Origin of the sequence: Streptomyces sp. NPDC086023 (assembly GCF_044540325.1) — a bacterium.
Taxonomy (GTDB): Bacteria; Actinomycetota; Actinomycetes; order Streptomycetales; family Streptomycetaceae; genus Streptomyces.
Genome location: NZ_JBITRX010000018.1, coordinates 47,057 through 69,195, shown reverse-complemented (window position 1 = coordinate 69,195; position 22,139 = coordinate 47,057). Strand labels below are relative to the sequence as shown.

Genomic DNA, 22,139 nt, shown 5'->3' with positions numbered 1-22,139 from the left:
GGCCCCCCCGGGGGGCGGCCCGCCGCCGGCCCGCCCCCGCGCCGGGGGGGTCCCCCCCGGGGGGCGGGGGCGGGCCCGGGGGCCCCCCCCACGGCCGCCGTCGTCAGCGCTCCGTGCGGATGATCGTGAAGACCGCGCCCTCGGGGTCCGCGACCGTGGCCAGGCGGCCGCTCGCGCCCTCGCGCGGCGGCTGGATCACGTGGCCGCCGAGGTCCACCACCTGCCGGGCCGCCTCGTCGGGGTCCGTCACCTCGAAGTACGTCATCCAGTGCGCCCCCCGGTCGTGCGGCAGGGCCCGGCCCACGCCGTGCACCGCGCAGACGGGGCGGCCCTCCAGGTGCAGGGTGACGTAGTCGAAGTCCGCCGACACCAGCGCCTCCAGCTCGTGCCCGAAGACGGTCTGGTAGAACTTCGCCACCGTCGAGGTCTCCTGGGTCACCAGCTCGTTCCACACCGGCGTGCCGGGCACCCCGGTCAGGCGAGAGCCGACGTGCGCGGAGGCCTGCCAGATGCCGAAGACCGCGCCCACCGGGTCCGAGCAGATCGCCATCCGCCCCGCGTGGTCCGCGTCCAGCGGCCCCACCGCCACCGTGCCGCCGCAGCTGCGGATCAGCTCGGCCGTCGTGTCCGCGTCGTCCGTGGCCAGGTACGGGGTCCAGGCGGTCGGCAGGTGCCGGTCGGGCGGCAGCTGCCCGATGCCCGCGACCTCCTTGCCGTCCAGCCGCGCCCGTACGTACGGACCCAGCTGCCCGGGGCCGGGCACGTACTCCCAGCCGAAGAGGGAGCTGTAGAACTCCTGGGTCGTCGTGAGGCCGTGCACCATCAGGCTGACCCAGCACGGGGTGCCGGGGGAGCGCCGCAACGCCTGCTCGGTCATGGAGACGATGGTGGCACTCCCCGCTCCGCCGCGCGCCCCGGCCGCGCCGCCTTTCCGGCCCGCGGGACAGAGATGTCCGAATCGATGCGCCCGGGTGATTTCGTGCCCGTTACGCCAGGCGTGGCGGCTGGAGGAGGATGTGCCCATGAACCCGATCATTTCCGCTTCCGAGCTCCTGGCCGCGACGGCCGGCCCCGCGCGGCCCGTGCTGCTGGACGTCCGCTGGCAGCTGGGCGGCCCCGACCTGCGGGCCGAGTACGAGGCCGGGCACGTCCCGGGCGCGGTCTACGTCGACCTGGACCGCGAACTGGCAGGTCCGCCCGGTGCCGGCGGCCGACACCCGCTCCCGGACCCCGAGGCCTTCGCGGCGGTGATGCGCCGCGCCGGCGTGGGCCGGGAGACCCCGGTGGTCGTGTACGACGGGGGCCTGGGCTGGGCCGCGGCGCGCGCCTGGTGGCTGCTGCGCTGGACGGGGCACGAGGACGTCCGTGTGCTGGACGGGGGACTCGGGGCGTGGGTGGCTGCGGGCGGTGCCCTGTCGGCCGAGATCCCGTCGCCGGCCGAGGGTGATTTCAAGCCAAGTCCGGGTGGCATGGGTCTGCTGGACGCGGAGGGCGCCGCGGAGCTGGCCCGCGCAGGTGTGCTGCTGGACGCCCGGGCGGGTGAGCGGTACCGGGGCGACGTCGAGCCCATCGACCCCGTCGGCGGTCACATCCCGGGCGCGCTGTCGGCGCCGACCACGGAGAACGTGGGGGGAGGCCAGCGCTTCCTGCCCGCGCCGGAGCTCGCGGCGCGCTTCTCGGCGCTCGGAGTGGACGGGGGGCGCCCGGTGGGCGTGTACTGCGGGTCTGGCGTGTCCGGCGCCCACGAGGTGCTGGCCCTGGCCGTTGCCGGGGTGCCGGCCGCGCTGTACGCCGGCAGCTGGTCGGAGTGGTGCTCCGACCCGTCGCGCCCGGTGGCCACGGGTCCGGACCCGCAGTAGTCACGCCGGAGGCCGTGCACGCGTACGGGCCCGGTACCGCTCCACTCGCGGTACCGGGCCCGTACGCCCTGCCTGTGGGCCGTGCCTGCGGCCCCGGCTGCTCCTACTCCTGCTTCTTGCGGCGCGTGCCGAAGACGATCTCGTCCCAGCTCGGCACGGCCGCGCGGCGGCCGGGACGGACGCCGTCCGCCTCGGCCTGCCGGTCGGTCGTCCCGATCAGCCGCTCCCGGTGGCCCGCCACCGAACGCGGCATGAGCACGTCCGCGTACGCCGCCCCGGCCCCGGCCGACGCGGCGGGGGCCGCCGTGGCCGCCTCCTCCGCCTCGGTCTCGGACTCCTCGGGCTGCGTGGTCCGCTCCGGTACGACGAGGTCGCCCCGGAAGCTCGGGACGGCCTCCAGCAGGCTGGTCAGCGAGTCCCGCTCCTCCTCCGGTTCCGGGGCCGGCGCGGGGGCCCGCTCCAGCTGCCGGTCCAGGGCGCGGTCCAGCGGCCGGTCCCGCGGCAGCCGCGCGATCCGCGGCACGAACGGGAAGCTCGGCTCCGGCGCCGGAAGGTCGTCGGCCTCGCCGATGAGGGAGCGCGCCTCGTCGTCGACGGCCTGGACGAGCCGCCGGGGCGGGTCGTACGTCCAGCTCGCCGAGTGCGGCTCGCCCGCCACCCGGTAGACCAGCAGGACCTCCCAGGTGCCGTCGTCGCGGCGCCAGGAGTCCCACTGAACGGAGTCCTTCTCGGCCCCGCGCAGCAGCAGCCGCTCCTGCACGGCGTCGCCCAGCTGGGGTCCGGTGTTCTCGCCGGGCCGGCGCACGGGCGTCTTGCGGGCGCGCTCGGCCATGAAGGCGCGCTCGGCGAGCACGGGTCCCTCGAAGCGGCGTACCCGGTCGACGGAGATGCCGGCGAGTTGTGCGACCTCCTCCGCGGAGGCACCGGCACGTATCCGCGCCTGGATGTCGCGGGGGCGGAGGTGGCTCTCCACCTCGATCTCGATCTGGCCGAGCCGGGCGCGGTCGTTGCGCACGGCCGCGCGCAGCCGCTCGTCGATCGGAAGGGTGTACTCCGTGCCGTCCGCAGCCTTGAGCACCAGTCGTGTGCCGTCATTCGAGACGGCCACGACACGCAGTTCGGGCATGGGGACCTCCCGGGTGGTGCCTGCCGACGTCACGTGCGTCGCTGCTTCCGCTAGTCGAGTGTGGCCTGCCCGGGTGCAGCCTGCCACAACCTTGCCGAGTTAAACCGGCGTGTCGGGCATGCGCCCTTGATCGCCGTTATGGCACGGTTACCTGTTCGCCACTCATAGTGACGACGCGGTCACTCTGTGCAGCGGGGCACCGTACGAACCCACGGCTTCGCCGGTAGCGAGCGCCGTTTCTCCGAAGACCGGCCCCCTCTCCCGAGTCCGGGCATCCGAAAGGAAGCGCGGTCCCAGGGCTCGCCACAGTACTCCATTCGGGCCACCTGGGTGGACCGCCGCGCCGCCGAACTTGTCCCGCGGCAGGGGAGTTGGGGCGCGCGATTCCTTACGTGGGCCTGATGAACGGGCGTTTTCTGGTGTCTTGGTTCACAGAATCCCTCTCGGTGGAACTATCCGCTTCGCCCATATGTCAGTAACTGCTGTAAGTGGAGTGGTCGGTGACGGCAGGGGCTGGGGATGGGTCGGAAAACGGACACCGCGTCGGCTGGGACGACGGCGACGGGAGTGACGGAGCGGGAGGCGCGCGACGCGGACGCGGGCGGCGCGGATGCGGGCGGCGCGGAGAAGAAGCGGCTCGACCTGAGCGTCGCCCAGGTCGCGGGCAGCTCCCTCGCCACCATCGCCGCCGCCTACCTCGCGTCCGAGATGGGCGTCTACGGGACCATCCTGGGCGCCGGCGTCGTCAGCGTCGTCGCCACCGCGGGCGGACCGGTCATCCAGCACCTCTTCAAGCGCACCGGCGAGACCCTCCGGGAGACCGGCGAAGCCGCCCGCCCCAAGGCCCGGCAGGTGCCGCCGGCGGAACGCCGGCCGGGCGCGGGGGCCGCCGTACCGCCCGGGCCGGGGCCCTCGCCGGGCCCGCCGGCGGACTTCGGCTCGGCCACCACGCACGGCACCCGGGTGCGCGGCTGGAAGGCCAAGGCGGTAGCCGCCGCCCTGGTCTTCGGGGTCTCCATGGGCGGTATAGCCGCGTACGAGCTGGTCTCCGGCAACACCTCCGCCTTCGGCGGCGTCACCACCGGCGGCACGACGTCGCAGCAGCACCGCAGCACCCCGCAGGACGAGCCCTCGGGGAACGGGCGGGAGGAGCCGGAGCCCGCGCGCTCCGGGACGCCGGCGCCCGACCCGTCGGGGCCGGCCGGCGCCACCCCCCGCCCGAGGGGCACGCCGACGCCGTCGCACTCCGCGGACCCGACCCCGGAGCCCACCCCGCCGACCCCCACGCCCACCCCGCCGGAACCCACCCCGGCCCCGAGCCCCGGGAAGTCGACGGGATCGGGAACCGGCGCCGGCTCGGGCTCGGGCTCCGGGCCCGGCACGGCCGACGGCGGCACGGACCCGGCCGGGGGCGCGGAGCCGGCCGGCGGCGGGAACTAGCGTCCGCCGCGGCCTCCGTCGCCCCGGTCGCCTCAGTCGCCCAGGACCCGGCGCAGGTAGTCGTTGCCGAACACCCGGTCCGGGTCCAGCCGGTCCCGCAGCGCGGTGAACTCGCCGAACCGCGGGTAGACCTCGGAGAAGTACGCCGCGTCCCGGGTGTGCACCTTGCCCCAGTGCGGACGGCCCCCGTGCGCGGTGAAGATGCGCTCGGCCGCCGTGAAGTACGCCTGGTACGGCGTGCCCTTGTACATGTGGACGGCCACGTACGCCGTCTCGCGCCCGGACGCCGTCGACAGCGCGATGTCGTCGGCCGGCGCCGTGCGCACCTCCACCGGGAAGCTGATCCGCAGGTCCGAGGCGTCGACCATGGCCCGCAGTTCGCGCAGCGCCCCCACGGCCGCCTCGCGCGGCAGGGCGTACTCCATCTCCACGAACCGCACCCGGCGCGGGCTGGTGAACACCTTGTACGGGATGTCCGTGTACGTCCGGGCGGACAGCGCCCGGCTGGCGACGCGGGCGATCGAAGGGATCGTCGCCGGCACCGCCCGGCCGAGCGAACAGGCCGCCTGGAAGACGCCGTTGGAGAGCAGCTCGTCCTCGATCCAGCCGCTCACCGGGCCGTTGGGGGCGGCGGGGCCCGCGCTGCGGTTGTTCCGCTTGGTGTTGCAGTTGCCGGTGTGCGGGAACCAGTAGAACTCGAAGTGCTCGTTCTCGGCCCAGTGCTGCTCGAACTCGTCCGTGACGCGCTCGAAGGACATGGGCTCCTCGCGCGCGGTGAGCAGGAAGAGCGGCTCCACGGCGAAGGTGATCGAGGTGACGATGCCCAGCGCGCCGATGCCGACCCGGGCGGCCGCGAAGACCTCCGGGTTCTCCTTCTCCGAGCAGGTCAGCAGCTCGCCGTCGGCTGTGACCAGGTCCAGCGACCGGATCTGGGCGGCTATGGAGGCGGAGTCGCGGCCGGTGCCGTGGGTCCCGGTGCTCGTGGCGCCGGAGACGGTCTGCTCCATGATGTCGCCCATGTTGGTGAGCGACAGGCCCTCCTGGGCGAGGGCCGCGTTCAGGTCCTTCAGGGCCGTGCCGGCCGCGACCGTCACCGTGCCCGCCTCGCGGTCGATGCGCCGGATGCCGGCCAGGGCCTGGGGTCGCACCAGCACCCCGTCCGTGGCCGCCGCCGAGGTGAAGGAGTGGCCGGTGCCGACCGCCTTGACCTTCAGCCCGTCGGCCGCGGCGCGGCGCACGGCCTCCCTGACCTCCTCGACGGTGCGGGGCGCGACCACCCGCGCGGGCCGCGCGGTGACGTTGCCGGCCCAGTTACGCCACGTGCCGGGCGTCGTCGCGCCGGCCGTCCTCGTGCTGCTCTGCGTGCCCATCGGGTTCCTCCCCTAGCGCAGGCCTCGTCAGCCTGCGGTAACCCGCGAACGCGACCGCCGCCGCGGCGGCCCCTGCCGAGATCGACACCACGAACGCGCTCCGCGCCCCGGCCGCGTCGATCACCCAGCCGGCCACGGAGGACCCGAGCGCGACGCCGACGGCCAGGCCCGTACCCACCCAGGTCATGCCTTCGGTCAGCTTCGCGCGCGGTACGTGCGTCTCGATCAGGGCCATCGTGGTGACCATCGTGGGAGCGATGGCGAGGCCCGCGACAAAGAGCGCCACGGCCAGAAACGGAAGGTTCCCGGCCAGTAGGAGGGGGATCATACTCACGGCCATCGCACAGATGCCCAGGACCCAGGTCCTTTCCTTGCGGCCCTTCAGGCGCACCAGGCCGAACAGCAGTCCGGCGATGCAGGACCCCAGCGCCCAGACCGCGAGGACCACGCTGGCCGCCGCCTGGTTGCCGCGCTCCTCGGCGAAGGCCACGGTCACCACGTCCACCGAGCCGAAGATCGCGCCCGTCGCCACGAAGGTGGCCACCAGCACCTGGAGGCCGGGGGCGCGGAGCGCGGAGCTCCGGTCGGCGCCCGGCTCGCGCGGGTGCGGGACGGGCTCCGTGGCGCGCTGGGCGGTCAGCCAGAACAGGCCGATCAGCAGCGAGACCGTCGCGATCAGGGGCCCGGCCTCGGGGAACCAGACGGTGGACAGTCCGATGGAGGCGATCGGGCCGACGATGAAGCAGACCTCGTCCATCACGGACTCGAAGGAGTACGCGGTGTGCAGCCGGTCGGGCGAGTCCCGGTAGAGCGCCGCCCAGCGGGCCCGCAGCATCGCGCCGGCGCTCGGCACCGCGCCGGCGCAGGCGGTGAAGGCGAACAGCACCCAGTCGGGCGCCCCTTCCCGCGCCGATACGAGCAGGCCCGTCACGGCGGCCACGGATATGAGCACGGCCGGGCGCAGCACCCGCCGCTGGCCGTACTGGTCCACCAGCCGGGAGACCTGCGGGCCGAGCACGGCGGCGGACAGCGCCAGGGTGGCCGTGAGGGCTCCCGCCAGGCCGTAGCGGCCGGTGAGCTGGGAGATCATCGTGACGATGCCGATGCCGAGCATCGAGAGGGGCAGCCGCCCGAAGAATCCGGCAACCGTGAACGCCCGGGTGCCGGGCGCCGCGAAGATCGCGCGGTAGGGACTGGGCAAGGGGCCCTCCGTAAGGGACGTAGATGGCCCGTACAGGTTACGTGCGCCGGGTACGGGGCGGCAGGGGGTTTCTCGGGGGAAAGAAGTTAGGTGAACCTTACCTGCGGTCCCGTGGCGGGCCGGTTACCGGGTGTCCGAACCGGGTGGCAGGATTCGGGACATGCCAGACCAGCTCGCGACTCCCGAAGCCACCGCCGACGCCCGCCCGTACGACGCCCTCCTGCTGCTCTCCTTCGGCGGCCCCGAGGGCCCCGACGACGTGGTCCCGTTCCTGGAGAACGTCACGCGGGGCCGGGGCATCCCGCGCGAGCGCCTCAAAGAGGTCGGGCAGCACTACTTCGGCTTCGGCGGGGTCAGCCCCATCAACGACCAGAACCGCCGCCTGCTGGACGCCCTGCGCAAGGACTTCGCGGAGCACGGCCTGGACCTGCCGGTGTACTGGGGCAACCGCAACTGGGCCCCGTATCTCACGGACACCCTGCGCGAGATGGTCCGCGACGGCCACCGCCGCATCGCCGTCCTGGCCACCAGCGCGTACGCCTCGTACTCCGGCTGCCGGCAGTACCGCGAGAACCTTGCGGACTCGCTCGCCGTCCTCGCCGAGGAGGGCCTGGAGCTGCCGCGCGTCGACAAGCTGCGGCACTACTTCAACCACCCGGGCTTCGTCGAGCCCATGACCGACGGCGTGGTCGCCTCCCTCGCGGAGCTGCCCGAGGACGTCCGGGACACCGCACGCCTCGTCTTCACCACCCACTCCATCCCCACCGCCGCGGCCGACGCCTCCGGCCCGGCCGTGGAGCACACCGAGCACGGCGAGGGCGGCGCGTACGTCCGGCAGCACCTGGACGTCGCCCAGGTGATCGCGGACGCGGTGGCCGCCCGGACCGGGGTCGCGCACCCCTGGGACCTCGTCTACCAGTCCCGCAGCGGCGCCCCGCACATCCCGTGGCTGGAGCCGGACATCTGCGACCACCTGGAGGCCCTGCACGGTTCCGGGACCCCGGCGGCCGTGATGGTCCCCATCGGCTTCGTCTCCGACCACATGGAGGTCATGTACGACCTCGACACCGAGGCCACCGCCAAGGCCGCTGAACTGGGCCTTCCGGTGGCCCGCTCGGCCACGGTCGGCGACGACCCCCGCTTCGCGGCCGCCGTGCGCGACCTCGTGCTGGAGCGGGCCGCCGTCGAGCGCGGCGAGGAGGTCGAGCGCTGCTGGGTCGGCATGCTGGGGGCCGGCCACGACCTGTGCCCCGTGCGCTGCTGCCCGGCCCGGGCGCCCCGCCCGGCCGCCGCCGGCGAGGACAGCCCGTACGCCTGACGCCACCGCACCCCGCCCGCCCGCTGAGGGGAGATCCATGACCGACCCGCTCAACGCCGAACTGCTCGGCATCGCCCTGGAGGCCGCCCGGCAGGCCGGAGAGCTGCTGCGCGACGGCCGCCCCGCCGACCTCGGGGTGGCCGCCACCAAGTCCAGCCCGATCGACGTCGTCACCGAGATGGACATCGCCGCCGAGAAGCTGATCACCGGCCACCTCGGCGCCCACCGGCCCGACGACGCCGTCCTCGGCGAGGAGGGCGCCAGCAGCCCGGGCACCACCGGGGTGCGCTGGATCGTCGACCCGCTCGACGGCACCGTGAACTACCTCTACGGGCTGCCGTCCTGGGCGGTGTCCATCGCCGCCGAGTACCACGGCGAGACCGTGGTCGGCGTGGTGGCCGTGCCGATGCGCGGCGAGACGTACCACGCGGTGCTGGGCGGCGGCGCCTGGCTGGCCGGCGGCGGACCGCTGCGCTGCCGGGCCGCCGCGCCCCTGGACCAGGCCCTGGTCGCCACCGGCTTCAACTACGTCCAGTCCGTCCGCGCCCACCAGGCGGACGTCGCCCAGCGGCTGATCCCGCAGGTCCGGGACATCCGGCGGGGCGGCTCGGCCGCCGTGGACCTGTGCGACGTCGCGGCCGGCCGGCTCGACGGCTACTACGAGCGCGGGCTGCACCCGTGGGACCTGGCCGCCGGCGACCTGATCGCCCGGGAGGCCGGCGCGCTCACCGGCGGACGGCCCGGACAGCCCCCGTCGGGCGAGCTGGCGGTGGCGGCCACCCCGGCCGTCTTCGGGCCCCTCCAGGGCCTGCTGGACGAGGCGGGGGCCTGGCACGACTGAACCGCCCCGCCCAGGGGCGTACGCGGGCCCGGCGGCCCGTCGGGGGCGTGGGCGCCGGAGCGTCCGCGCCCGCGGGGCGTACACGGGCTCCGGGCGGCCCGGAGCAACCCGCAGCCCAGGGTCCTGCGCGCACGCACGGGGGCCCCGGTACCGTCCCGCGGTACCGGGGCCCCCGTGTCGTGCTTCGTGACGGTTCGAGCGGCTACGAAGGTTCCGGACGGACCGGAATCGCCTCGGACGCCTCTCGTGCGGCCGGTGCGCGCTATGCGGCGCTGACCCGCACGCCGTGCTCGGCGGCGAGGCGGTGCAGGTCGTCCAGCTCGGCCTGCTCGACTTCCGCGAGGAAGTCGTCGCCCGTCTCGCGCGCCTGCGTGAGGTCGGACTCCGTGGTCTTGATGCGCTGCAGAAGACCTGCGGTGAATGCGTCCATGGTGCGCCCCCTCTTCGTGGGTCGGGGTCGGTGGCACGGGGGTGCCGGGGGTTCGGCCGCCCGGCACGGGGGTGCCGGGGGCCCATCGCCGGTCACCAGGACACGTGGGTCTGCCACGGCCGGGTGATCGAGGGTGTGACCCCCTCCTCCCCGCCCCCCGGAACGCAGAAACCTCGCAAGGCGCGGGAATCCTCGCCTCCGGCGCCCGCGGAGGCCGCCCAGTGACGCCTTACAGCCGGTTTACCGGAGAAAAGGGCAGGATGGACGCGCAACAGACGCTGCCCCCCACGGGCCCATGAGGAAGGAAATCGACGTGCGCGTACTCGTCGTCGAGGACGAGCAGCTGCTCGCCGATGCGGTGGCCACCGGACTGCGCCGGGAGGCCATGGCCGTGGACGTCGTGTACGACGGCGCGGCCGCCCTGGAGCGCGTCGGCGTGAACGACTACGACGTGGTCGTCCTCGACCGCGACCTCCCTCTGGTCCACGGCGACGACGTCTGCCGCAAGATCGTCGAGCTGGGCATGCCGACCCGCGTCCTGATGCTGACCGCCTCCGGCGACGTCAGCGACCGCGTGGAGGGCCTGGAGCTGGGGGCGGACGACTACCTCCCCAAGCCCTTCGCCTTCAGCGAGCTGACGGCCCGGGTGCGGGCGCTGGGCCGGCGTACGACCGTCGCGCTGCCCCCCGTCCTGGAGCGCGCCGGCATCAAGCTCGACCCCAACCGCCGCGAGGTGTTCCGGGACGGCCGCGAGGTGCAGCTCGCGCCCAAGGAGTTCGCGGTGCTGGAGGTCCTCATGCGCAGCGAGGGCACCGTCGTCTCGGCCGAGCAGCTGCTGGAGAAGGCCTGGGACGAGAACACCGACCCCTTCACCAACGTGGTGCGCGTGACGGTCATGACCCTGCGGCGCAAGCTGGGCGAGCCGCCGGTCATCGTGACCGTGCCCGGCTCCGGATACCGGATCTGACGGCGGTGGCATCGACCCCCGCGCCGCCACCGGCGCCTCCGAAGCCCACCTGGGACCCCGGCCAGCCCGAGGGTCCCTTCCCTTGGCTCAGACCGACCATCCGGATACGCCTGACGCTGCTCTACGGCGGCATGTTCCTGATCGCCGGGATCCTGCTGCTGTCGATCATCTACCTGCTCGCCGCCCAGGCGGTGCACGGGGGCAGCTTCCCGCCGTTCAAGATCGTCGGCGGGCAGAAGATCGAGGTCACCAGCGCGACGTGCCCCGGGGTGGGCGGCGACCAGACGATCGACCAGTTCAACCAGGCCATCTCGGCCTGCATGGACCAGCAGAAGAAGCAGGTCCTGGACGACCTGCTGAGCCGCTCCCTGATGGCGCTGCTGGGCCTGAGCATCATCGCCTTCGCCTTCGGCTATGCGATGGCCGGCCGGGTCCTCTCGCCCCTGGGCAAGATCACCCGTACCGCCCGGCGCGTGGTCGGCTCCGACCTCTCCCGGCGGATCGAGCTGGACGGGCCGGACGACGAGCTCAAGGAGCTCGCCGACACCTTCGACGAGATGCTGGACCGGCTGGAGCGGGCCTTCACGGCCCAGCAGCGGTTCGTCGGGAACGCCTCCCACGAGCTGCGAACCCCGCTGGCCATCAACCGCACGCTGCTGGAGGTGCACCTCTCGGACCCCGGGGCGCCCGTGGAGCTCCAGCAGCTGGGCAAGACGCTGCTCGCCACCAACGAGCGCAGCGAGCAGCTCGTGGAGGGCCTGCTGCTGCTCGCCCGCAGCGAGAACCAGATCGTCGAGCGCAAGCCCGTGGACCTGGCCGAGGTCGCCTCGCGCGCCATCGACCAGGCGCGCGCCGAGGCCGACGCCAAGGGCGTGGAGATCCGCGGCGAGCGCGCCCTGGCCGTCGTCCAGGGCAACGGCGTGCTGCTGGAGCGGATCGCCCTGAACCTGGTGCAGAACGCCGTCCGGTACAACGTGCCGGAGGGCGGCTGGGTCGAGGTGACCACCGAGGTCCAGCACGGCCAGGCGGTCCTGGTGGTATCGAACACAGGTCCCGTGGTTCCCGCATACGAGATCGACAACCTCTTCGAACCGTTCCGGCGGCTGCGCACCGAGCGAACCGGCAGCGACAAGGGCGTCGGGCTGGGCCTTTCCATCGCCCGCTCGGTCGCCCGGGCGCACGGCGGACGGATCGTCGCGGAGCCCCGGGAGGGCGGTGGCCTGGTGATGCGTGTCACGCTGCCCATCTAGCATCCGGACATGATTTCGCCCTGAGCGAAATCGAGCGCGGTCGCGAGAGGTCGATTTCTGTGTGATCGATCACATTGCGCCGTGCCGGGTCCTGTACGTTCAGTGACCCTCTGGGGTACCGGAAAGCCCGGGAAAGTCCGGGTTTCCGGCCCCCCGAATGGCGGGAAATACACGGGGTGGCACCGATGCGGCGCGACCGTCGAACCGTGTACGGTCCCGCTCGACATCCCCGCCGATCGCTCCTTCAGGCGTGCGGCTGGGTGTCGATTGAGTAACAGACCTTGATGTGAGGCAAAATCTCCGCCTCAGGTCGGGCACAAGTCCGGCCTCTCGCGCGTTACGTGCGCTGAGACACCGCTAACACCCAGAGGGGGAGAGCGACTATGGCAACGGACTACGACACCCCACGCAAGACCGACGACGACGTCGACAACGACAGCCTGGAAGAGCTGAAGGCCCGGCGCAGCGACAAGCAGAGCTCGTCCATCGAGATGGACGACTTCGAGGCCGCTGAGGGCATGGAACTGCCGGGCGCGGACCTCTCCAACGAGGAGCTGGCCGTCCGGGTGCTGCCCAAGCAGGCCGATGAGTTCACCTGCATGAGCTGCTTCCTCGTCCACCACCGCAGCCAGCTGGCACGCGAGAAGAACGGCCAGCCGATCTGCCGCGACTGCGACTGACAGCCGCCGTGGCAGGCTCGACGCCGTCCCGGAAGCGCCGCTTCCGGAGGCAGCAGGGTTCAGCGGAGGCGTACGGGAGCGGCATGGGCCCAGAGACGGGCCACGATGCCGGCGACGTACCCTCCGCCTCGCCGCCCGCCGTCGCGGAGGGCACCGCGGGGCCCCGGGCCGCGGCCGGGGCTCGCCTGCGCGCCGCCGTCAGGGACGGCGTACGCAAGGGCGGAGAAGGTGCCCTCACGGGCGCCCGCACGGTCATCTCGTACCTCGCCGACCGGGTCATCGAGATCGCCCCGCGCGTGCGCGTGCGGGACCTGGAGACCCTGCGCGCGCAGTTCCCCGGACTCGACCCCGACCAGCTGGCCGACAAGCTGATCGCGGGAGCCTGCAACGCCACGTCCACGGTCGGCGCCAGCATCGGGGCGGCGGCGATGCTGCCGGTGCCGCCCGCCATGCCGACCGAGCTGGCCGCCGAGATCACCGGCGTCGCCGCCATCGAGCTGAAGCTCGTCGCGGAACTCCACGAGGTCTACGGCCGCCGCCCGCCCGGCGGGCTCAGGGAACGCAGCATGGCCTACCTCGGCGCCTGGACCGAGGAACGCGGCATCGACGTCACCAAGCCCACGACGATCAACGCGGCGCTCGGCGGGCAGATGAAGCGCGAACTGCGCCAGCAGATCATGAAGCGGATGGTCCGGAACCTCCCGAACCTGATGCCCTTCATGATCGGAGCCGCGGTCGGCGCCGCGATGAACCGGCGCGACACCAGGAAGCTCGCCGAGAAGGTACGCGGCGACCTGCGCGCCAACGCCGTCCCCTGGGCCCTGCTCAAGCAGCTCCCGCCCCTGGAGGAACCGGCGCACCCCCTGCCGCCGCCCGGGCACAACACCCACGCCCTGGAGCCCGGCCCCGGCGAGTGAGCCGCGCCGGCGGGACTCAGGCGCCCCGCGCCGCCCGCAGGGCCGCGGCCAGGGCCTCCGGCTCGCGCGTGGACACGTACACGTACGGGGTCGGGTCGGCCGGATCCGTGACCGGCACCCGCAGCGCCGTCGGCACGTAGCTGCGCATCAGCATGAACGCCCGGGGGTCGGCCTGGTGCGTCCGCCAGGCCCGCGCCTCCGCCGCGTCCAGCACCTCCGGCTCACCGAGGGCGGCGACCGGGATCCGGGCCTCGCCCGCGGCCAGCGAGCCGCCCACCACGCGCACGCGCGCGGAACCGTACGAACTCACGAGCACCCCCGCCAGCGCCGTCCCGCCGACCAGCCCGGCCACCATCGGCAGCAGGCCCAGCGGCAGCATGATCAGCGCACCGGAGACGCCGACGAGGGCGGTGATCGCCCACCAGGAGCGAGGGGCGGTGAGGCGTTCGTCGTGGTGCGCGGGGGAGAGCTGCATGACCCCAAGCTTGGCACGGGGCGACCGGCGGGTAGCGGCGCGGGTAAGGTCTGCGCCTGTGAGTGGACGAAACACAGCCTTGACGCCCCCTGCCGACGCCGTGGCGCCGGTGCGGCACCCCGACGCCCCGGCCCCCGGTGAGCTCCTCGGTGCGCACTACGACCACTGTTTCGGCTGTGGCGGGGGTCAGCCGCACGGCCTCCACCTGGAGGCCCGGGCCGGCGAGGGCGTCAGCGTCACCGCGGAGTTCACGGTCAAGCCGGCGCACCAGGGCGCCCCCGGCCTCGCGCACGGCGGCGTGCTGGCCACGGCGCTCGACGAGACGCTCGGCTCGCTGAACTGGCTGCTGCGCGTCATCGCGGTGACCGGCCGGCTGGAGACCGACTTCGTGCGCCCCGTCCCGGTCGACACCCTCCTCCACCTGGAGGCCGAGGTGACGGCCGTGGCCGGGCGGAAGATCTACTCCACCGCCGTGGGCCGGATAGGCGGCCCGGAGGGCCCGGTCGCGGTCCGCGCCGACGCCCTCTTCATCGAGGTCAAGGTCGACCACTTCATCGAGAACGGTCGGCCCGAGGAGATCCAGGCGGCGATGGCCGACCCGGACCAGGTCAGGCGCGCCCGCGCCTTCGAGGTGAACCCCTGATGTCCTTCAACCACGCACCCCTCGACGTGCTGATCAAGCGCGTCGACCCGGACGTGCCCCTGCCCGCCTACGGTCACCCCGGCGACGCGGGCTGCGACCTCGTCACCACGGAGGCCGCCGAGCTGGCCCCCGGCGAGCGCACCGTACTCCCCACCGGGGTGTCCATCGCGCTGCCCGACGGGTACGCCGCCTTCGTGCACCCGCGTTCGGGACTCGCGGCCCGCTGCGGGCTCGCGCTCGTGAATGCCCCGGGGACGGTGGATGCCGGGTACCGTGGGGAGATCAAGGTGATTGTGGTCAACCTCGACCCCCGTGAAAGCGTGCGGTTCGAGCGGTTCGACCGCATTGCCCAACTGGTCGTCCAGCGGGTCGAGAAGGTGCGCTTCCACGAGGTGGCGGAACTTCCCGGTTCGGCACGTGCCGAGGGGGGATTCGGATCGACCGGCGGTCACGCGGCCGTGTCCGGATCCGGCGCTGGGCAGCAGGGTGGGAATGGCTACGCTTCGGTCGTATCCGACCGGGAAGGACAGTGACGTGTTCGGACGTCGCAAGAAGAGCAGCGCCGCCGAGAGTGTGGCGGGCGAGGCCGAGCAGGTCGTCGACGGCGTCGAGCAGGACGCCGATGAGCTCGCCGGGCTCGCCGCGGGCGAGCAGCGCAGGGTGAACCTGCCGCCGGCCCCGCGGCCCGACGGCCCGTGGGACATCGCAGAGGTCGGCGCGCCCGGCGAGGGCCGCGTGGACCTGGGCGGCATCTTCGTGCCCGGTGTCGAGGGCATGGAGCTGCGCGTGGAGGTCGCCGGGGACGCGATCGTCGCCGCGACCGTGGTGCTGCGCGACAGCGCGATCCAGCTCCAGGCCTTCGCCGCCCCCAAGAAGGAGGGCATCTGGGGCGAGGTCCGCGACGAGATCGCCTCGGGGATCACCCAGCAGGGCGGCATCGTGGACGAGGTCGAGGGCCCGCTGGGCTGGGAGCTGCGCGCGCAGGTCCCCGTACAGCTGCCGGACGGCACCGGCGGCGTCCAGCTCGTGCGGTTCGTCGGTGTCGACGGCCCCCGCTGGTTCCTGCGCGGTGTGATCTCCGGCCAGGGCGCGGTGCAGCCCGAGGCCGCCGGTCTGCTGGAGCAGATCTTCCGTGACACCGTCGTGGTGCGCGGCGAGGGCCCGATGGCCCCGCGCGACCCGATCGTCCTCAAGCTGCCGAACGACGCGCAGATGGTGCCGGACGGCGTGCAGACCGAGGACCAGGAGGGCTCCCGCTTCTCCGGCGGCATGGGCCAGCTGGAGCGCGGCCCGGAGATCACCGAGGTCCGCTAGCCGTCGCCCTCGCCCTGGTCCCGCACCGGGCGCCGACGGGCCCTCAGGGGCCCGCAGGCGGCGCCGTACGGGCACTTTCACGCCGATGGGCCGTACCCCCGCTCCGGGGGTGCGGCCCATCGGCGTACCCGAGGACGGCCGTGCGGCGTCAGGAAGTCGTCAAGGGCGCGGCCGTCGGCGTATGAAGGGCGTCAACAGCGGCCCGGACGCCGCGGAACCGAGGTTTCCTCGGATGGTCCGGAAAGCGACATCCTCCGGGAGCGCCCCCGTCGACCCTCCTGCGGCTCGGCCTCCGCCCCCAGGTGGGCGGCCCGGAGCCGACCCCCCGCAACGGTGGGTTTCCAGGGCGTGAAAGACAATAGGGACATGGGACGCGGCAAGCTACGGATCTACCTCGGCGCGGCACCGGGCGTGGGCAAGACCTACGCCATGCTCTCCGAGGGCCACCGCCGGGTCGAGCGCGGCACCGACGTCGTCGTGGCGTTCGTCGAGCACCACGGGCGGGAGCGCACCCGGACGATGCTGGCCGGGCTGGAGCAGGTGCCGCGGCGGGAGCTGGCGTACCGCGACACCGTGTTCACCGAGATGGACGTGGACGCCGTGCTCGCCCGGCGGCCCGCCATAGCCCTGGTGGACGAGCTCGCGCACACGAACGTGCCGGGCTCGCGGAACCCCAAGCGCTGGCAGGACGTCGAGGAGCTGCTGCGGGCCGGCATCGACGTGGTCTCCACCGTCAACATCCAGCACCTGGAGTCCCTCGGGGACGTCGTGGAGTCCATCACCGGGGTGCGGCAGCGGGAGACCGTGCCGGACGAGGTGGTGCGACGCGCGGACCAGATCGAGCTGGTCGACATGTCGCCCCAGGCGCTGCGCCGCCGGATGGCCCACGGCAACATCTACCAGCCGGACAAGGTCGACGCGGCCCTCTCCAACTACTTCCGGCCCGGCAACCTCACCGCCCTGCGCGAGCTGGCGCTGCTGTGGACCGCCGACCGGGCCGACGAGTACCTCCGGCAGTACCGGGGCGAGCACGGCATCCGCAGCACCTGGCAGGCCCGGGAGCGGATCGTCGTGGGCCTCACGGGCGGCCCGGAGGGACGTACGCTCATCCGCCGGGCCGCACGGCTGGCGGAGAAGGGCGCCGGCGGGGAGGTGCTCGCCGTCTACGTCGCCCGCAGCGACGGCCTGACCTCCGCGTCGCCCAAGGAGCTCGCGGTCCAGCGGACCCTGGTCGAGGATCTTGGCGGAACGTTCCACCATGTGATCGGCGACAGCGTTCCCGAGGCCCTCCTGGAGTTCGCCCGGGGTGTCAACGCCACCCAGATCGTCCTCGGCTCCAGCCGCCGCAGGCCCTGGCAGTACGTGTTCGGGCCAGGCGTCGGCATGACGGTGGCCCGTGAGTCGGGGCCCGACCTCGACGTGCACATCGTCACCCACGACGAGGTGGCCAAGGGCCGGGGGCTGCCCGTCAGCCGCAAGGCCCGGCTCAGCCGTACCCGGATCATCGCCGGCTGGGTGGTGGGCGTGGTCCTGCCCACCCTGCTCGCCCTGCTGCTCACGCATGTCGACACCGATCTCGGCCTCGCCAACGACATGCTGCTCTTCCTCGCCCTCACCGTGGCCGCCGCGCTGCTGGGTGGACTGGTGCCGGCCCTGGCCTCGGCGGCCTTCTGCTCGCTGCTGCTCAACTGGTTCTTCACCCCGCCCCTGCACCGGCTGACCATCGCCGATCCCAAGAACATCCTGGCCATCGGCGTCTTCTTCGCCGTCGCCGCCTCGGTGGCCTCGGTCGTGGACCTCGCCGCCCGGCGCACCCACCAGGCCGCCCGGCTGCGGGCGGAGTCCGAGGTGCTGTCCTTCCTCGCCGGCAGCGTGCTGCGGGGCGAGACCACCCTCGACGCCCTGCTGGAACGCGTCCGCGAGACCTTCGCGATGGAGTCCGTGGCCCTGCTCGAACGCGACGGCGAGGTCGAGCCCTGGACCCCGGCGGCCAGCGTCGGGCCCCACCCTGCGGAGCGCCCCGAGGACGCCGACGTCGACATGCCGGTCGGCGAGAACATGGCCCTCGCACTGTCCGGCCGGGTGCTGCCCGCCGAGGACCGGCGCGTCCTCGGCGCCTTCGCCGCCCAGGCCGCCGTCGTCCTCGACAGGCAGCGGCTGGTCGGCGAGGCCGAGCAGGCCCGGGAGCTGGCCGAGGGCAACCGCATCCGCACGGCCCTGCTCGCCGCCGTCAGCCACGACCTCCGCACCCCGCTCGCCGGCATCAAGGCCTCGGTCAGCTCGCTGCGGTCCGACGACGTGGAGTGGTCGGAGGAGGACCGGGCCGAGCTGCTGGCCGGCATCGAGGACGGCGCCGACCGCCTCGACCACCTGGTCGGGAACCTCCTGGACATGTCCCGGCTCCAGACCGGCACCGTCACGCCGCTGATCCGCGAGATCGACGTGGACGAGGTCGTGCCGATGGCGCTGGGCGGCGTACCGGAGGGCAGCGTCGAGCTCGACATCCCCGAGACCCTGCCGATGGTGGCCGTCGACCCGGGGCTGCTGGAGCGGGCGGTGGCCAACGTGGTCGAGAACGCCGTGAAGTACAGCCCCGCCGGGACGCCGGTCCAGGTGAAGGCCAGCGCCCTCGGCGGCCGCGTCGAGGTCCGCGTGGTGGACCGGGGGCCCGGTGTGCCCGACGAGGCCAAGAACCGGATCTTCGCCCCGTTCCAGCGGTACGGGGACGCCCCGCGCGGTGCCGGGGTCGGCCTCGGGCTCGCCGTGGCGCGGGGCTTCACCGAGGCCATCGGCGGCTCACTCGCCGCCGAGGACACCCCGGGCGGGGGGCTCACGATGGTGCTGAGCCTGCCGGCCGTCACCCGTGACCGCGCCGCGTCACAGGCGGCAGTGGAGGATGACGTGGTAGTGCGATGACGACAGAAAGCAGGATCTCCATGACGCGGGTGCTCGTGGTGGACGACGAGCCGCAGATCGTACGGGCCCTGGTGATCAACCTGAAGGCGCGCAAGTACCAGGTCGACGCCGCCCCCGACGGGGCCACCGCCCTGGAGCTCGCCGCCGCCCGGCACCCCGACGTGGTCGTGCTCGACCTCGGCCTGCCCGACATGGACGGCGTCGAGGTGATCAAGGGGCTGCGCGGCTGGACCCGGGTCCCGATCCTGGTCCTCTCCGCCCGCCACAGCTCCGACGAGAAGGTCGAGGCGCTCGACGCCGGCGCCGACGACTACGTCACCAAGCCCTTCGGCATGGACGAGCTGCTGGCCCGGCTCCGCGCCGCCGTCCGCCGGGCCGAACCGGTGCCCGGCAGCGGCGGCGACGAGGTGACCGTCGAGACCGCCGGCTTCACCGTGGACCTGGCCGCCAAGAAGGCCAGCCGGGACGGCCGGGACGTGCGCCTCACCCCGACCGAGTGGCACCTGCTGGAGGTGCTGGTCCGCAACAGCGGACGCCTGGTCAGCCAGAAGCAGCTGCTCCAGGAGGTCTGGGGACCGTCCTACGGCACCGAGAGCAACTACCTCCGCGTGTACATGGCGCAGTTGCGCCGGAAGCTGGAGGCCGACCCGGCGCACCCCCGCCACTTCATCACCGAACCGGGCATGGGATACCGCTTCGAGAGGTGACCCCCGCGCCGGTAGGCTTCCTGTATGAGTGCTGTACCTCGTTCCGAGAAGCCCGCGAAGCCTGCCGGGCGCTTCCGCCGGATGATAGAGCGGCTGTCCTCCTCGCAGGAGGAGCTGCACTCCGCGGAGCTCCAGGAGGACGCGGAGGCCGCGGGGTGCACCCGTATCTGTGACTGCCACGACCGCGAGATAGTCAAGGTGACTGGTACGTTGCGCACCGTCACCCTGCGACCGCGGGCCGGGGTCCCGGCCCTGGAGGCGGAGCTGTTCGACGGCTCCGCCGCGCTGGACGTGGTCTGGCTCGGCAGGCGCTCGATCGTGGGCATCGAACCGGGCCGCAAGATGATCGCCTCCGGCCGCATCTCGATGAGCCACGGCCGCCGGGTGCTCTTCAATCCGAAGTACGAACTCCGACCGCTCGGACAGGAGCATTAGCCGGTGACGTCACTCGACAAAAAGGGCCACGAGGGCTCGGAGGACATCCGGGGCGACCGGGCGCCCGGTACCGACCCGGACGCCGACGCCAGGGCCGTGACGCAGGCGGCGCTCTTCGACGCCTTCGGCGGGATCCGCGGCACGCTGGAGACCATGCTGCCCGGCCTGCTCTTCGTCGGGATCTACACGGTCAACAAGGACCTCAAGCTCTCCGCCATCGCCGCGGTGGCGGTCGCCCTCGTGCTGGTCGTGGTGCGGCTGGCCCGCAGGGACACCGTCAAGCACGCCTTCAGCGGCGTCTTCGGCGTGGGCTTCGGCGTGGCCTTCGCCATGTTCACGGGCAACGCCAAGGACTTCTACCTGCCGGGCATGATCTACGGCGCCGGGCTCGGCGTCGCCTTCACCGTCTCCGCGCTGGTGGGCTTCCCGCTGCTCGGCGTGGTGCTGGGGCCGATCTTCCGGGAGAACCTCTCCTGGCGCACCCGCAACCCCGGCCGCAAGGCCGCGTACACCAAGGCCAGCCTGGCCTGGGGCCTGATCTTCCTGGCCAAGTACGCCATCCTCTTCCCGCTGTACTGGTGGGGCGACACGACGCAGCTCGGCTGGGTGCTGATCGCCCTCAAGCTGCCGCCGATGGTGCTGGCCGTGTACTTCACCTGGGTGTTCCTGGCCAAGGCCCCGCCGCCGATCGACGTCTTCGCCGAGATGGAGGCGGAGGAGGAGGCCGAGCGGCAGCGCAAGGAGGCCGCCGCGGCCGCGCGGCGCCGGGAGGCGTAGCGAGGCTCGGTCCGGATACGCGACGAGGGCCGCCGTACGTGAGGAGGGCCCCCGGAACCGATCGGCCGATCGGTTCCGGGGGCCCTCCTCACGTACGGCGGCCAGGGGCCTACTCCGCGGAGCGCTCCGCGTTCAGCAGCTCCTCCAGCTGCTCCTCGCGGGCCTGCGCGGCCACGAACAGCAGCTCGTCGCCGGCCTCCAGGCTCTCCTCCGGGTGCGGGGTGAGCACCCGGTTGCCGCGGATGATCGTCACCAGCGAGGTGTCCTGCGGCCAGCTGATCTCGCTGATCCGCACGCCCGCCATCGGGGACTCCGGCGGCAGCGTCAGCTCGACCAGGTTGGCGTCGCCGTGGCTGAAGCGGAGCAGGCGCACCAGGTCACCGACGCTCACCGCCTCCTCGACCAGGGCGGACATCAGGCGCGGGGTCGAGACTGCGACGTCCACGCCCCAGGACTCGTTGAACAGCCACTCGTTCTTGGGGTTGTTCACGCGGGCCACCACGCGCGGCACCCCGTACTCGGTCTTGGCCAGCAGCGAGACGACCAGGTTCACCTTGTCGTCACCGGTGGCCGCGATGACCACGTTGCACCGCTGCAGCGCGGCCTCGTCCAGCGAGGTGATCTCGCAGGCGTCGGCCAGCAGCCACTCCGCCTGCGGCACCCGCTCGACCGAGATGGCGGTCGGCGCCTTGTCGACGAGCAGCACCTCGTGCCCGTTCTCCAGCAGCTCGCCCGCGATGGAGCGGCCCACGGCGCCGGCTCCGGCGATCGCGACCCTCATGCGTGTGCCTCCTCGGGACCCTGCGCGAACGCCTCTTCGACCTTGGCGATCTCGTCCGTGCGCATCATCACGTGCACCAGGTCGCCCTCCTGCAGCACGGTCTGGGAGCTCGGCAGCATGGCCTCGCCCAGCCGCGTGAGGAACGCGACGCGCACACCCGTCTCGTCCTGGAGCCTGCTGACCTTGTGGCCGATCCAGGCCGGGGAGGCGTGCACCTCGGCGAGCTGCACGCCGCCGCTCGGGTCGCGCCACAGCGGCTCCGCGCCGGAGGGCAGCAGGCGCCGCAGCATCTGGTCCGCGGTCCAGCGGACGGTGGCCACCGTCGGGATGCCCAGGCGCTGGTAGACCTCGGCGCGCCGCGGGTCGTAGATGCGGGCGGCGACGTTCTCCACACCGAACATCTCGCGGGCCACGCGGGCCGCGATGATGTTGGAATTGTCACCACTGCTGACCGCGGCGAAGGCACCCGCGTCCTCGATGCCGGCCTCGCGCAGGGTGTCCTGGTCGAAGCCCACGCCCGTGACGCGACGGCCGCCGAAGCCCGATCCCAGCCGACGGAACGCCGTGGGGTCCTGGTCGATGACGGCGACCGTATGCCCCTGCTGCTCCAGGGTCTGCGCGAGGGCCGAGCCCACTCTTCCGCAGCCCATAATGACGATGTGCACGGCCGTCCTTCCGGCTGTCAATAGTTT

23 protein-coding genes are annotated in these 22,139 nt (G+C 73.1%); 15 read left to right on the top strand and 8 right to left on the bottom strand.

Features of this window, described 5'->3' with window-relative positions; genetic code table 11:
• Window positions 1–103 precede the first annotated feature (103 nt).
• Window positions 104–877 (bottom strand): VOC family protein, encoded by a 774-nt coding sequence (locus tag ACIF6F_RS29405; RefSeq protein ID WP_399953312.1) that lies wholly within the window; start codon window positions 875–877, stop codon window positions 104–106.
• 145 nt (window positions 878–1,022) lie between these two features.
• On the opposite strand from ACIF6F_RS29405, the gene ACIF6F_RS29400 reads away from it, so the two are divergent.
• Complete coding sequence (locus ACIF6F_RS29400) at window positions 1,023–1,859, top strand: sulfurtransferase (protein WP_399953309.1); 837 nt, start codon at window positions 1,023–1,025, stop codon at window positions 1,857–1,859.
• Window positions 1,860–1,962: 103 nt separating this feature from the next.
• Here the strand turns inward: ACIF6F_RS29400 and sepH are convergent, their stop codons facing one another.
• Window positions 1,963–2,985, bottom strand: coding sequence for a septation protein SepH (gene sepH / locus ACIF6F_RS29395; protein ID WP_399953305.1), 1,023 nt, complete (start codon window positions 2,983–2,985; stop codon window positions 1,963–1,965).
• Between the two features lie 567 nt (window positions 2,986–3,552).
• On the opposite strand from sepH, the gene ACIF6F_RS29390 reads away from it, so the two are divergent.
• Window positions 3,553–4,425, top strand: coding sequence for a hypothetical protein (locus ACIF6F_RS29390; protein WP_399953302.1), 873 nt, complete (start codon window positions 3,553–3,555; stop codon window positions 4,423–4,425).
• Window positions 4,426–4,457: 32 nt separating this feature from the next.
• On the opposite strand, the gene ACIF6F_RS29385 is transcribed toward ACIF6F_RS29390, so the two are convergent.
• Together ACIF6F_RS29385 and ACIF6F_RS29380 are read right to left on the bottom strand one after the other, a co-directional pair.
• Window positions 4,458–5,795, bottom strand: coding sequence for a D-arabinono-1,4-lactone oxidase (locus ACIF6F_RS29385; protein ID WP_399953298.1), 1,338 nt, complete (start codon window positions 5,793–5,795; stop codon window positions 4,458–4,460).
• Complete coding sequence (locus ACIF6F_RS29380; RefSeq protein WP_399953294.1) at window positions 5,737–6,996, bottom strand: MFS transporter; 1,260 nt, start codon at window positions 6,994–6,996, stop codon at window positions 5,737–5,739. Before ACIF6F_RS29380 ends, ACIF6F_RS29385 begins: the two co-directional genes overlap by 59 nt.
• Before the next feature lie 160 nt (window positions 6,997–7,156).
• Here ACIF6F_RS29380 and ACIF6F_RS29375 point away from each other — a divergent pair, with 160 nt between their 5' ends.
• Both ACIF6F_RS29375 and ACIF6F_RS29370 read left to right on the top strand, forming a co-directional pair.
• Complete coding sequence (locus ACIF6F_RS29375; RefSeq protein ID WP_399953290.1) at window positions 7,157–8,314, top strand: ferrochelatase; 1,158 nt, start codon at window positions 7,157–7,159, stop codon at window positions 8,312–8,314.
• Between the two features lie 37 nt (window positions 8,315–8,351).
• Window positions 8,352–9,155 (top strand): inositol monophosphatase family protein, encoded by an 804-nt coding sequence (locus ACIF6F_RS29370; protein WP_399953288.1) that lies wholly within the window; start codon window positions 8,352–8,354, stop codon window positions 9,153–9,155.
• 262 nt (window positions 9,156–9,417) lie between these two features.
• On the opposite strand, the gene ACIF6F_RS29365 is transcribed toward ACIF6F_RS29370, so the two are convergent.
• Window positions 9,418–9,585 carry a hypothetical protein gene (locus ACIF6F_RS29365; RefSeq protein ID WP_399953285.1) on the bottom strand — a complete coding sequence of 56 codons (168 nt, stop codon included), beginning with the start codon at window positions 9,583–9,585 and terminating at the stop codon, window positions 9,418–9,420.
• 313 nt (window positions 9,586–9,898) lie between these two features.
• On the opposite strand from ACIF6F_RS29365, the gene ACIF6F_RS29360 reads away from it, so the two are divergent.
• From ACIF6F_RS29360 to ACIF6F_RS29345, 4 genes are all read left to right on the top strand, one after another.
• Window positions 9,899–10,552 (top strand): response regulator transcription factor, encoded by a 654-nt coding sequence (locus tag ACIF6F_RS29360; protein ID WP_030206113.1) that lies wholly within the window; start codon window positions 9,899–9,901, stop codon window positions 10,550–10,552.
• Window positions 10,553–10,557: 5 nt separating this feature from the next.
• Window positions 10,558–11,802 carry a sensor histidine kinase gene (locus ACIF6F_RS29355; RefSeq protein WP_399953281.1) on the top strand — a complete coding sequence of 415 codons (1,245 nt, stop codon included), beginning with the start codon at window positions 10,558–10,560 and terminating at the stop codon, window positions 11,800–11,802.
• Between the two features lie 383 nt (window positions 11,803–12,185).
• On the top strand, window positions 12,186–12,482 hold the full coding sequence (locus ACIF6F_RS29350; protein ID WP_399953278.1) for a DUF4193 domain-containing protein: 297 nt from the start codon (window positions 12,186–12,188) through the stop codon (window positions 12,480–12,482).
• Window positions 12,483–12,490: 8 nt separating this feature from the next.
• The gene (locus tag ACIF6F_RS29345) at window positions 12,491–13,399 is read left to right on the top strand and encodes a hypothetical protein (RefSeq protein ID WP_399953276.1); all 909 of its coding nucleotides are present in this window, start codon (window positions 12,491–12,493) and stop codon (window positions 13,397–13,399) included.
• A gap of 16 nt (window positions 13,400–13,415) precedes the next feature.
• Here the strand turns inward: ACIF6F_RS29345 and ACIF6F_RS29340 are convergent, their stop codons facing one another.
• Window positions 13,416–13,874, bottom strand: coding sequence for a DUF3093 domain-containing protein (locus tag ACIF6F_RS29340; protein ID WP_399953273.1), 459 nt, complete (start codon window positions 13,872–13,874; stop codon window positions 13,416–13,418).
• A gap of 58 nt (window positions 13,875–13,932) precedes the next feature.
• Here ACIF6F_RS29340 and ACIF6F_RS29335 point away from each other — a divergent pair, with 58 nt between their 5' ends.
• The 7 genes from ACIF6F_RS29335 (at window position 13,933) to ACIF6F_RS29305 (ending at window position 20,666) form a co-directional block, all read left to right on the top strand.
• Window positions 13,933–14,517, top strand: a complete 585-nt coding sequence (locus tag ACIF6F_RS29335) for a PaaI family thioesterase (protein ID WP_399953271.1) — start codon at window positions 13,933–13,935, stop codon at window positions 14,515–14,517.
• Complete coding sequence (gene dut / locus ACIF6F_RS29330; RefSeq protein WP_399953269.1) at window positions 14,517–15,050, top strand: dUTP diphosphatase; 534 nt, start codon at window positions 14,517–14,519, stop codon at window positions 15,048–15,050. Before ACIF6F_RS29335 ends, dut begins: the two co-directional genes overlap by 1 nt.
• A gap of 1 nt (window position 15,051) precedes the next feature.
• Window positions 15,052–15,831, top strand: a complete 780-nt coding sequence (locus ACIF6F_RS29325; protein WP_399953266.1) for a DUF3710 domain-containing protein — start codon at window positions 15,052–15,054, stop codon at window positions 15,829–15,831.
• A gap of 366 nt (window positions 15,832–16,197) precedes the next feature.
• Window positions 16,198–18,747, top strand: a complete 2,550-nt coding sequence (locus ACIF6F_RS29320; RefSeq protein WP_399953262.1) for an ATP-binding protein — start codon at window positions 16,198–16,200, stop codon at window positions 18,745–18,747.
• A gap of 20 nt (window positions 18,748–18,767) precedes the next feature.
• The gene (locus tag ACIF6F_RS29315; RefSeq protein WP_399953486.1) at window positions 18,768–19,454 is read left to right on the top strand and encodes a response regulator; all 687 of its coding nucleotides are present in this window, start codon (window positions 18,768–18,770) and stop codon (window positions 19,452–19,454) included.
• A gap of 24 nt (window positions 19,455–19,478) precedes the next feature.
• A complete protein-coding gene (locus ACIF6F_RS29310; protein ID WP_399953259.1) occupies window positions 19,479–19,889 on the top strand; it encodes an OB-fold nucleic acid binding domain-containing protein in 411 nt (136 codons plus the stop codon).
• Window positions 19,890–19,892: 3 nt separating this feature from the next.
• Entirely contained in the window at window positions 19,893–20,666 is a 774-nt protein-coding gene (locus ACIF6F_RS29305) for a DUF3159 domain-containing protein (protein WP_399953256.1), read from the top strand.
• Between the two features lie 109 nt (window positions 20,667–20,775).
• Here the strand turns inward: ACIF6F_RS29305 and ACIF6F_RS29300 are convergent, their stop codons facing one another.
• Entirely contained in the window at window positions 20,776–21,447 is a 672-nt protein-coding gene (locus tag ACIF6F_RS29300) for a potassium channel family protein (RefSeq protein WP_399953253.1), read from the bottom strand.
• Window positions 21,444–22,112, bottom strand: coding sequence for a potassium channel family protein (locus tag ACIF6F_RS29295; protein WP_399953250.1), 669 nt, complete (start codon window positions 22,110–22,112; stop codon window positions 21,444–21,446). The genes ACIF6F_RS29300 and ACIF6F_RS29295 overlap by 4 nt, the downstream gene beginning before the upstream one ends.
• Between the last annotated feature and the right edge of the window lie 27 nt (window positions 22,113–22,139).

Coding starts and splice junctions, on each gene's coding strand:
- ACIF6F_RS29310 (WP_399953259.1), top strand. CDS start 19,479: ATGAGTGCTGTACCTCGTTCCGAGAAGCCCGCGAAGCCTGCCGGGCGC.
- ACIF6F_RS29370 (WP_399953288.1), top strand. CDS start 8,352: ATGACCGACCCGCTCAACGCCGAACTGCTCGGCATCGCCCTGGAGGCC.
- ACIF6F_RS29365 (WP_399953285.1), bottom strand. CDS start 9,585: ATGGACGCATTCACCGCAGGTCTTCTGCAGCGCATCAAGACCACGGAG.
- sepH (WP_399953305.1), bottom strand. CDS start 2,985: ATGCCCGAACTGCGTGTCGTGGCCGTCTCGAATGACGGCACACGACTG.
- ACIF6F_RS29350 (WP_399953278.1), top strand. CDS start 12,186: ATGGCAACGGACTACGACACCCCACGCAAGACCGACGACGACGTCGAC.
- ACIF6F_RS29320 (WP_399953262.1), top strand. CDS start 16,198: ATGGGACGCGGCAAGCTACGGATCTACCTCGGCGCGGCACCGGGCGTG.
- dut (WP_399953269.1), top strand. CDS start 14,517: ATGTCCTTCAACCACGCACCCCTCGACGTGCTGATCAAGCGCGTCGAC.
- ACIF6F_RS29315 (WP_399953486.1), top strand. CDS start 18,768: ATGACGCGGGTGCTCGTGGTGGACGACGAGCCGCAGATCGTACGGGCC.
- ACIF6F_RS29300 (WP_399953253.1), bottom strand. CDS start 21,447: ATGAGGGTCGCGATCGCCGGAGCCGGCGCCGTGGGCCGCTCCATCGCG.
- ACIF6F_RS29385 (WP_399953298.1), bottom strand. CDS start 5,795: ATGGGCACGCAGAGCAGCACGAGGACGGCCGGCGCGACGACGCCCGGC.
- ACIF6F_RS29375 (WP_399953290.1), top strand. CDS start 7,157: ATGCCAGACCAGCTCGCGACTCCCGAAGCCACCGCCGACGCCCGCCCG.
- ACIF6F_RS29400 (WP_399953309.1), top strand. CDS start 1,023: ATGAACCCGATCATTTCCGCTTCCGAGCTCCTGGCCGCGACGGCCGGC.
- ACIF6F_RS29340 (WP_399953273.1), bottom strand. CDS start 13,874: ATGCAGCTCTCCCCCGCGCACCACGACGAACGCCTCACCGCCCCTCGC.
- ACIF6F_RS29405 (WP_399953312.1), bottom strand. CDS start 877: ATGACCGAGCAGGCGTTGCGGCGCTCCCCCGGCACCCCGTGCTGGGTC.